Below are 7968 nucleotides of genomic sequence, written 5' to 3'. Positions count from 1 at the left end.
GCGTAGAGAACTCCATGATCACGTGGACCCGTGCCCGCACTGCATCGACCCCGCCGGCTGGGCCTACAGCAGCCGCCTATTGCCGGTCGGTCTTAGGCACCGACGTTGAACTGCGCCTCGCCGAGAGCGACATCGTTCGCGTCAACGAGCAGCCGTCCGAGCAGGTACGGAAACGGGACGAAGCGCTCTGGCACATCGCACCCGGCCAGATGTTCACTACCTGCTGCTCACGATGGATCGACCGGGTCGGCCGGGCCTGCACGCAGCTCAGACGCCGCCGCGGCCCGCGCGGGCTGCCGCCGAGGTAATCCCGGGTGCCCTATCGAGAAGGACGGGCGCGCCTTGGGCGGCATTCCTTTGCTGTTCTATGATCGTTTCGGCTAGGTTCCGGGGGGTCCCACTCATCTGTATGACCTCACGTAAGGGTCCCCCGATGCGCACCAAGCAGGCCGTTGCGGCCGCCGCCGTCCTCCTGGCTCTCACGGCCACATCCTGTGACGACGGTGACAGTCCGTCCGAAAGTCAGAGCAGTCAGGCGGCCACGGGCAAGAACGGAGGGCAGGCCGGAAGCGGGACGGACGGCGACGGCACCACAGGAGTGGACGGTGGTGTGGAAGCCACACTCGCCAAGGTGGCCGGCGCGGACGAGCTGATACGGCTGATCAGCAACGTGACGACGTGCGAGTACGAGTCGACGGAGCCGGAGGACACGGTTTTCGGTGACATCGACGGCTCCTCGCCGGACAGCGCGGTGGCCGAGATGGCGAAGACGAACGCCGAGTGGGGCATCAAGGAACGCGCGACGTGCGACGGGATCGACGGCGCGGCCAGCCCTGGCCACGCGTTGGTGGTCGTCAGCGACATGGCCCGGTTCGAGTCCGCGTTCAAGGCTCGCCAGGAGGCCGATCTCGCCGCGGGCGAGGGGGACGTGCGAACGCGCTGGTTCGTCGGCCAGAACTTCGCCGCACGTATCTACGCAACGGACAGCGACGAGAGGGACATGCTGTCTCTGGGCATGCTCGGTCTGAACTGTGCGCCCAACTACGCGACTCCGCCGAACTCTACGACGCAGGACGCGCTCGTCGGCGGCTGTATCCTGACCAACTTCGTCGACGCCTGACGAACCGTCCCGGCATCGCTGGAAGCCTCGCGGTCGGCTGGCGCACGGCCCTGCAGGTGCGTGAGTGGGCCCTTGGCCTGTGCGAGCGAGTTGCGGCCGAGCTGGATGCCGGACAGCCCGGCGAAGCCGTGACGGAGTGGCGAAACGGGAGGGGCTGCTGTCCGGGATGTCTGTCCTGGATACGCTGCGCGAGCGACGATGGTCGCTTTCCGGCGGCGCGGTCTCGGCGCTGGTGTTGCTGTTTCAGCTTCAGATGTACGCAGTGCTCGACGGGCTGGTGCTTGGCTGTCAGTGGCCCGTCCTGGAGATGCCGGGGGTGCGGCCGCCACCCGTGCGCGATCTGATCATGACAGCCGTCCGGCCGGAGACTTCCCCGGCCGAAGAGGCAGTCGGCTGATATGGCGGATCAGGCCTCATTGCGTGCCGATGCCCAGTGAGCAGTCGGGCGGAGAAGCCTGCGCCAGGCCCTGCCTCATATCGACATACATGCGCAGCCGCACGCCGGGCTGGCCTGCATCTCGGGTAGTGCGGTCTACGGTCGAGGCCCATGTTCGGGCGATCGCGTTCTGGAAGGCGAGCACGGTGTCCTCGTCTTTGCCTGCCACGTCGATGACGAGCAGGCCGGGTTCGGACAAGTGCGTTTCTCTGATCGGGTCCACTTTTGTCAGTACGTGTTCGTGCACGGCGGGGTTCTCAGCAAGTGCCCAATTCACCCGACCGAGCTCGTCTCACGGGCCCGACGGATGGATCGGCGAGGACGCCGTCACGGCGGGGGTGTCCTGCCAGAACGTTCCGACCTGCGGAGCGCGAGAGGCGAGGCGTTGGTCGCGAGGGCGGCGGGGTAGAGCACGTTGTGCTGCCCGTATCGGGCCCGGGCGCGGTCGGCGATGGCTTCGATCGCCAACGGTTTGTCGTCGCCTTCGTCGAGGGTGAGTTGCCGGGTGGCCCGGCCGTCGGGTCGGAGGGCATCAGCGCGCAGGGCGATACCGCGGACCCGGGCGCGCTGAAGCCCCAGGGACTCGTACAGCGTGTACGCCGCGCGGGCCAGGAGCACGGTGTGCTGGGTGGCTTCGGGCAGGGTGCGGCTGCGTCGGGTAGAACTGTGGTCGGCGTAGCGGACGGTGCAGGTCAGGCCGCTGGCGATCTGGCCGGAGTCGCGGAGACGGGTGCCGAGGTCGTCGGCGAGGGCGAGCAGGGCGCGTCGGTGCTGGGCGGGGTCGAGTTCGTCGCGGTCGAAGTGATGCTCGCCGGTGTGGGGGTGGGGTCGACGATCGTGGTGTCCCGGCCGAGGGCATGCTCGTGGAGGGCGCGGCCGGCCCGGGCACCGAGGAGGCGTTGCAGAGTGAACTGGGGGACGTCGGCGACGTCGGCGACGGTGTGCAGGCCGTACTCGGCGAGGGTGGCGGTCGCCTTCGCGCCGATGCCGGGCAGCTCCCGGACCGGACGGGGCCTCAGGAACGCCGTGATCGATGCGGGGGAGTCGTCGATGACGGTGCGCCGGCCCAGCGGGGCGAGCGCGCAGGCCATAGCGGCGAGCATCCGGTTCGGGGCCACCCCCGCCGAAGTGTGCAGGCCGAAGTGGGCGAGCGCACGGAGTTGGACCACTGCGGTCAGCCCGCGCGCGTCACGTTTCCAGTAGGGGAGCGCGCCAGTGAGATCGAGGACAGCCGTGTCCGGGCCGGTCATCTCCACACGGGGCGTGATGGTCTCCAGCAGGCGGCGCAACCGCTCGGGGAGCTCGGCATCGTGGTCGGGCGGGAGGCCGAAGCGGAGGTTGAGGATCGTGCGGCCGCTCATGGCGTTCACCCTGCGCTCCCTTGGTTCTCCAGATGCCTCAGAGTGTCTCGTTTCCCTGCTGCAGACGGGTTTGTCGCCATGGGCCACGAGACGCACGCCGTTCGCAGCAGCATGACCATCCGCCTCTCACAGTGCTTCGAGGGCTGCAGGTGCACCTCTAAGATCAATGTATCGAACATAAATCGAACATCGCGAGGTGAGTGGGGACTGCCCTTGACGTTCGAGCCTGTTGTGACTGGGTGCTGTAGGTGGCCCAACCGGCCAAGTGCGCGCTCATCGACCACCCGACAGACGCAGCTCCCGGCGTGCCGAGGTCTTCACCCCGGCGAGCGGTACCTGGGCCGGGTTCCGCTGCCGATCTTCGCCCGGCCTGTCGACCCTCCCACGGGTACCGGCTGGTGTCCCGGTAGCGTCCGTTCCATGGTCACCCTCGATGCGCTCGTCCGCCTCTGCCCGCCGCCGGCCAATCCGCCACCCGCGGTGGACTGGGCGCAAGCCGAGCGCACCCTCGGTCTGGCTCTGCCCGCCGACTACAAGCAGCTCGTCGAGACATACGGCGACGGCATCTTCGACGAGACGATCTGGCTGCTCGTCCCCGACTCCGCCTACGACGACTGTGACCTGCACGCGCAGACGACGGAACGGCGCGAGATCCTGGCCGACCTGTGGGAGTTCGAGGACAAGCCCGCTGGCCTGCAGGAGGCGGGGGCGAGGATCCTGCCGTGGGCATTCGAGGAGGGCACGGGAGCGTTCCTGTACTGGCTCGTGCGGCCCGTTCAGCACCCCGACGACTGGACCGTGCTCTACAACGAGGGGCGCGGCCCCCTTTGGGAGCACCACGACATGGGGTGCGTCGCCTTCCTACTGGCGGTGCTCACCGGAACGGCGGAAACGGAGTACTTCGGCTACCTCTACGACGTGCTGAAGCCGACGGAGCACCGCTTCGCAACGGCCGACCAGACCCTTGGAACGACCGGGCAGTGACCCCGTCGGCCGCTCCCGACGACCTGGCTCGCTGCTGACGCACCTCACTGAGCGGCGTACTTGGCCAGACCGGCCAAGTACGGCGCTCAGTCACACCTGTGTGACTTTTCGAGATAGATGACATCGAGTCGTGCCCACTGACACCGACACGTGCGCCGTCAGCCAGGAACGGCCCCCTGCGGCCCTGGCCTCGTCGTCCGAACGTGGTCGCGGCATGATTTCCGCTGTGCATGAAGACGAGAAGGCGCGCGGGAGCGCGCCCTACGCGCTGACCGAGACGGAGCGCGGTCATGTCTGGGGCGTCTGCGCCGAAGTGGAGGGGCTGTTCGGAGAATCCCAGCGCGGGACGTACGAGCTGTTCGGCTGGGTTCCGGAGGGATCCGGCGTGCCCGCTTGGGCTGGCAGCAGGGTGTGGCTGGTGCCGGAGGACGAGGCATTCGATGCCTGGCTGCTGGAGGACGCGGAGAGTTTGGGGCAGCCCCCCCGGGACGGACAGTCTGGTGCTCACCGGCCTGGACGACTACGAAGGTCCGCTCGAGGGGTACAGGGGTCGCGTTCGCGTGCACGACGGGCATCGCTGGCTGGGCTCCTGCCGGGAATTTACCCGCATCCTGTCGCCCGACCAGATGCCTGCACCAATTGTCCTGCGAGGGCTCGCGCAGAGTGATCAGCTCAGGGCGGCATTGACGAAGGGCACCCGGCGGGCGCTGGATCTGGGGGAGGCCGCGCTGGAGATACGGGACGGCCGAGGCGAGCTGCTCACCGATCGGCTGCTGTGGGCCACGATCAGCGCCTGGCGCCCATCCTCGTGCGGGGCGGACCTGATCGACCTTGAGCTCGACGGAGGCCGCTTCACACCGGTCCCCGAATACGCTCGGCCGATCTGGGAGCGGTGGCTCGCTGGACCACCGGCCGCCGTGAACACCTGGGCCAGCCTCGACACCCGCCGCCGCGGGGCCTGGCATGACCTTGTGCGCGAGCGGGCCTGCCGACGATCCCACCGTGACCGGCCAGCCGGCCACGCCTACGAACTCGACGGCCGGTACATCACCGACGAACCAGCTCTCTATCTGGCGCTCGGCGAGGCGGTCAACGGACCCGGCGGCTACTTCGGCGGCTGCCTCGCCGCCCTCGACGATTGCCTGCGCGGCACCTTCGGCTACACCGCCCCCGCCGCCTTGCTCTGGCGAGACGCCGCGACCGCGCGCGAGCACCTGTCCCACGCCCTCACACCGGACGGCCAGCCCTACGACCTGTTCACCGCAGTCCTTGAAACCCTGGCCGAGGGTGGCATGGACGTCACCATGGCATGAGCCGCTGTCCGATCGGTGCCTTCGCCCCTGCCCGTCCCCCTCCGCCCTCTGGCGCTTGTTCCGCGCAAGCTGCCCGGCTCACAGGCTCCGTGGTGCCTACCTGGGCCCAGATGGCAGCTCAGTTGGCACGGAGCTCATCTCCGACTGCCTGCATCTACGGATCAGGCGTAGTCGCGCGTTATGCCGAAGCGAAATGCGCATGCAGCGACTGTGGGGCACGGGGCAGGATCGCGGGCATGTCAACCGATGTCAGCGGAGTGATCGAGTGTCGGCCGGGGGCCCGGCTGTGGGGACCGGAGGACGAGGACTCGGTATGGGAAGCCGGCATCGACCTCTTCCTGCTCAACAGGGGCAACGCCTACGACGGCTTGGCCTGTCTCTTCGGCATTCGCAACTTCTTTGGCTTCCGGCCCCTGGCCGAAGGGCGCGGCTTCCCACATGACGCCTCGGATGGACTGCGCAGGGACTTCTTGGCCTACGGCGGCCCGGACCACGTGCACGGAACCACCTGGCTGACCTGGGCTGAGCTCGAGGCCACCGACTGGCAGGAGACAGACGCCTCCGGCACACGAAGCCGCGCCGCAGCTGCGGGGACCGACACCGACTGGGGTCGGGTCTGGCGCGTGATGTCTGTTCTCAGCGAGGTCCACGGCCGGGAAAACGTACGCCTCGTCGTCTGGTTCTGCTGACACCCGACTGGGCGCTCCAGTTGGCGAACGGTGCCGACTGGAGCGCTCAGTTACACCCGAAATGGCTTGTCCCTAGGTCGGATGTCGACCAGGATCACCTCATGACGACCAGAAAGGGCCATGCCCTCTAGGCGCCCCGCTCTGCTCTCCACCGCTCGCGCGCCGCCGATCGCCGCACCGCAGTGCCCGATGGCCGTGACCGACCGCCCACTCAGGAGAGCTCACCGTGCAGAAGACCGTCCTTGTTCCCTACGCCCACCTGCCCCAGGCGCACCACGACCGCCACGTCCTGACCAGTACCGTCGACGTTTTCGGCGCCGCCCACTGGCTGCTTGCCGAACGCGCTCCGCAGCCCGGCGGCGATGTCCTGCCCTTTGACGCGCTGGTCGTTTCCGTCGATCCGGGCGGCAACGTCGAACTCACCGAGTTGAGCGCCGTGCGGGCCCGCTGGCCGCACCTGGACCGCCTGCCCGACGGCGGGTTTGTCGTCGCCGCGTCTCGCGTCCGCCGATACGAGGACGCGAACCAGGTCCAGGTCTTCGACGCGCTCGGCCGTGAGACATCGTCCTTCTCCGTCGGAGACGCCATCGAGCACCTGCTCGTGGACGAGGCCAGCCGTATCTGGGTAGGGCACTTCGACGAGAACCCGGTGGGAATCCGCTGCTGGAGCGGCACGGGCCGACTCGCTTGGACGTCAGACGACGCCCGCATCCCCGGTCTCTTCGACTGCTACGCCCTGAACGTGTCGGGCACCACCGCCTGGGCGTGCCCATACACGGACTTCCCGCTCGTCGAGATACGCCCCGACCGCACCGATCGGCCCGTGAGGGTGTGGGCGAACCGCGTACGGGGCGCCAAAGCGGTGGCCGTCCACGGTGAGCGGGTCGCCTTCTACGGCGGCTACGGCGAGGAGCGGGACCGACTTGCCCACGGAGAGATCATCGAAACATCCGTCGAGTCAACGGACGTCGGGCTGCTCACCCTGCCCGATGGCTCTGCCCCCGGTCGTCGGCGGGTTGTCTGCCGAGGAAACAGGACCTACGTCCAGGCCGAGCCGTTCACAACCTGGGGCGTGTTCGACCTCAGCAGCTGATACCCAGCACTGGAAAGCCCATTTCTACTCGATCGTCGACCATCCGTTCAGGCCGGGGAATTGCGCTGGCACCCCGCTTGACCGCGCAGGGAGCAACGTGCCGCCGTCCTTCGTCTACCGGATCACCAAGTACGACCCCGCCGACCGTGACGAACACAGCCACTACACTGGTGCCGAGGAGGCGGTCAGTGACCATGGGCCGGTCGAAGCCGCGTACCTCGCGGCGATCGCCGCCTTCGCGGAGGCCTCGGGCATCGATCGGCTGGAGATCCGCGAGCCCGCAGTCACCGGTTTCGTCCACTTCGGCGTGGAGCCGTCGGATGGGAGACATGGCCTCGGCGGGCTCTTCCCGCCCGACCTCGCCGGCTACCACGACGGGGCCGAGGTCTCCCTTCCGGTCGCTCTGGAGCTGGTACGGGCCATGCTCCGCGACAAAGGCGTAGGTGTCGGCGACATCGGTGATCCCCTCCTCGTTCGGCTGAAGCTCTGGGAACCGCTCCAGCTGGCGCACGCCCTCGGCGGCGTTGGCGAGCGGCCGGTCGGCATGCCAGAGATCGCGTACGGACTCCGCATAGAAGTCCAGGTCGGCTTCCCGCCCCGGCGCGCCCGCCCGCAGGCCCACGAACAGTGGCGCCATACGTTCGGCGCAGGCGGCGGCATACAGGCGGATCGCATCGTCACCCCCGTCACGAAGTGCCTCCGTGACGGCCCCTTCCACCAGCGTCTCCATGCCCCACCCTCATCCCGTTCGAACAGATCGACAGGCTACACAGCGGGCTGAGGCCCGCCGCTTGACGAGTTAGGCGCCTGAGGTGTCTACACCGCCCGCTGGGCACCCACCGACCCGCCGCCCTCCCGGGCCGCGTCGCCGCCGCGGTGCGCGCGGGTGAACTTCCGCGTGTCGAGCGCGACGGGCAGCGGCTCGGCGCACCGATCGCCCGGCCGTCCGCGGTCATCTGCGTGGGGATGAAC

At 68.5% G+C, this 7968-nt stretch carries 10 protein-coding genes and 1 pseudogene; 7 read left to right on the top strand and 4 right to left on the bottom strand.

Features of this window, described 5'->3' with window-relative positions:
• The 3 genes from ACFU53_RS44550 to ACFU53_RS44540 all read left to right on the top strand — a co-directional run.
• Positions 1–308: hypothetical protein (locus ACFU53_RS44550; protein ID WP_384005665.1), on the top strand; the 308-nt coding region annotated here is incomplete at its 5' end.
• Positions 309–433: 125 nt separating this feature from the next.
• Positions 434–1120, top strand: coding sequence for a hypothetical protein (locus tag ACFU53_RS44545; protein WP_384005663.1), 687 nt, complete (start codon positions 434–436; stop codon positions 1118–1120).
• Between the two features lie 166 nt (positions 1121–1286).
• A complete protein-coding gene (locus ACFU53_RS44540; protein ID WP_384005662.1) occupies positions 1287–1517 on the top strand; it encodes a hypothetical protein in 231 nt (76 codons plus the stop codon).
• Positions 1518–1533: 16 nt separating this feature from the next.
• On the opposite strand, the gene ACFU53_RS44535 is transcribed toward ACFU53_RS44540, so the two are convergent.
• From ACFU53_RS44535 to ACFU53_RS44525, 3 genes are all read right to left on the bottom strand, one after another.
• The gene (locus ACFU53_RS44535; protein WP_384005660.1) at positions 1534–1803 is read right to left on the bottom strand and encodes a DUF6207 family protein; all 270 of its coding nucleotides are present in this window, start codon (positions 1801–1803) and stop codon (positions 1534–1536) included.
• 80 nt (positions 1804–1883) lie between these two features.
• Positions 1884–2315 (bottom strand): hypothetical protein, encoded by a 432-nt coding sequence (locus ACFU53_RS44530; protein WP_384005666.1) that lies wholly within the window; start codon positions 2313–2315, stop codon positions 1884–1886.
• A complete protein-coding gene (locus ACFU53_RS44525; RefSeq protein WP_384005659.1) occupies positions 2249–2917 on the bottom strand; it encodes a hypothetical protein in 669 nt (222 codons plus the stop codon). The genes ACFU53_RS44530 and ACFU53_RS44525 overlap by 67 nt, the downstream gene beginning before the upstream one ends.
• 420 nt (positions 2918–3337) lie before the next feature.
• On the opposite strand from ACFU53_RS44525, the gene ACFU53_RS44520 reads away from it, so the two are divergent.
• From ACFU53_RS44520 to ACFU53_RS44505, 4 genes and pseudogenes are all read left to right on the top strand, one after another.
• Entirely contained in the window at positions 3338–3901 is a 564-nt protein-coding gene (locus ACFU53_RS44520) for a hypothetical protein (protein WP_384005657.1), read from the top strand.
• A 214-nt stretch (positions 3902–4115) separates the two neighbouring features.
• A pseudogene (locus tag ACFU53_RS44515) lies at positions 4116–5214 on the top strand (barstar family protein).
• A gap of 236 nt (positions 5215–5450) precedes the next feature.
• On the top strand, positions 5451–5903 hold the full coding sequence (locus ACFU53_RS44510; protein ID WP_384005656.1) for a hypothetical protein: 453 nt from the start codon (positions 5451–5453) through the stop codon (positions 5901–5903).
• A gap of 226 nt (positions 5904–6129) precedes the next feature.
• Complete coding sequence (locus ACFU53_RS44505; RefSeq protein ID WP_384005654.1) at positions 6130–6996, top strand: hypothetical protein; 867 nt, start codon at positions 6130–6132, stop codon at positions 6994–6996.
• Here the strand turns inward: ACFU53_RS44505 and ACFU53_RS44500 are convergent.
• A complete protein-coding gene (locus tag ACFU53_RS44500) occupies positions 6986–7726 on the bottom strand; it encodes a hypothetical protein (protein WP_384005652.1) in 741 nt (246 codons plus the stop codon). The two genes, ACFU53_RS44505 and ACFU53_RS44500, sit on opposite strands and share 11 nt — an antisense overlap.
• Positions 7727–7968 lie beyond the last annotated feature (242 nt).

The organism is Streptomyces sp. NPDC057474, from assembly GCF_042802555.1.
In the GTDB taxonomy this organism is placed as follows: domain Bacteria; phylum Actinomycetota; class Actinomycetes; order Streptomycetales; family Streptomycetaceae; genus Streptomyces.
The sequence above is the reverse complement of the archived record's forward strand: the minus strand, read 5'-3'. Positions and strand labels throughout refer to the sequence as shown.